Source organism: Flavimobilis marinus, assembly GCF_900113055.1.
Taxonomy (GTDB): domain Bacteria; phylum Actinomycetota; class Actinomycetes; order Actinomycetales; family Cellulomonadaceae; genus Flavimobilis; species Flavimobilis marinus.
Genome location: NZ_FONZ01000011.1, coordinates 1 through 1,150, shown reverse-complemented (window position 1 = coordinate 1,150; position 1,150 = coordinate 1). Strand labels below are relative to the sequence as shown.

Sequence of the window (1,150 nt, the reverse complement as noted above, 5' to 3'; positions counted from 1 at the left end):
TGAAAACTCAAGGCTCAACCTTGAGCTTGCATCGGGTACGGGCAGACTAGAGTGCGGTAGGGGTGACTGGAATTCCTGGTGTAGCGGTGGAATGCGCAGATATCAGGAGGAACACCGATGGCGAAGGCAGGTCACTGGGCCGCAACTGACGCTGAGGAGCGAAAGCATGGGGAGCGAACAGGATTAGATACCCTGGTAGTCCATGCCGTAAACGTTGGGCACTAGGTGTGGGGCTCATTCCACGAGTTCCGTGCCGCAGCTAACGCATTAAGTGCCCCGCCTGGGGAGTACGGCCGCAAGGCTAAAACTCAAAGGAATTGACGGGGGCCCGCACAAGCGGCGGAGCATGCGGATTAATTCGATGCAACGCGAAGAACCTTACCAAGGCTTGACATGCACCGGAACTGCTCAGAGATGGGTAGGTCTTCGGACTGGTGCACAGGTGGTGCATGGTTGTCGTCAGCTCGTGTCGTGAGATGTTGGGTTAAGTCCCGCAACGAGCGCAACCCTCGTCCTATGTTGCCAGCACGTTATGGTGGGGACTCATAGGAGACTGCCGGGGTCAACTCGGAGGAAGGTGGGGATGACGTCAAATCATCATGCCCCTTATGTCTTGGGCTTCACGCATGCTACAATGGCCGGTACAAAGGGCTGCGATACCGCGAGGTGGAGCGAATCCCAAAAAGCCGGTCTCAGTTCGGATTGGGGTCTGCAACTCGACCCCATGAAGTCGGAGTCGCTAGTAATCGCAGATCAGCAACGCTGCGGTGAATACGTTCCCGGGCCTTGTACACACCGCCCGTCAAGTCACGAAAGTCGGTAACACCCGAAGCCGGTGGCCTAACCCCTTGTGGGACGGAGCCGTCGAAGGTGGGATTGGCGATTGGGACTAAGTCGTAACAAGGTAGCCGTACCGGAAGGTGCGGCTGGATCACCTCCTTTCTAAGGAGCCACACCGGTTCAACCATCAAACGCTTTTTCGTGCTTGTCAGTGTCCTTCGGGAGCTGGTGGGGCGGGGGCGGGTTGGCCGGCAAGTGCCACGCTCAGGCCGTACGTGTCTGAGGTGGGACGCTCATGGGTGGAACATTGACTTAGCGCGAACCCGGTGGGTTGGTCGCTGCTAGTACGTTCGGTTCGCTTCTTCGGGAG

The 1,150-nt window shown here is 57.9% G+C and carries 1 rRNA gene; it reads left to right on the top strand.

What is annotated here, in order from left to right:
• Positions 1-942 (top strand): 16S ribosomal RNA (locus BMZ30_RS13440); the annotation flags it as partial.
• Positions 943-1,150 lie beyond the last annotated feature (208 nt).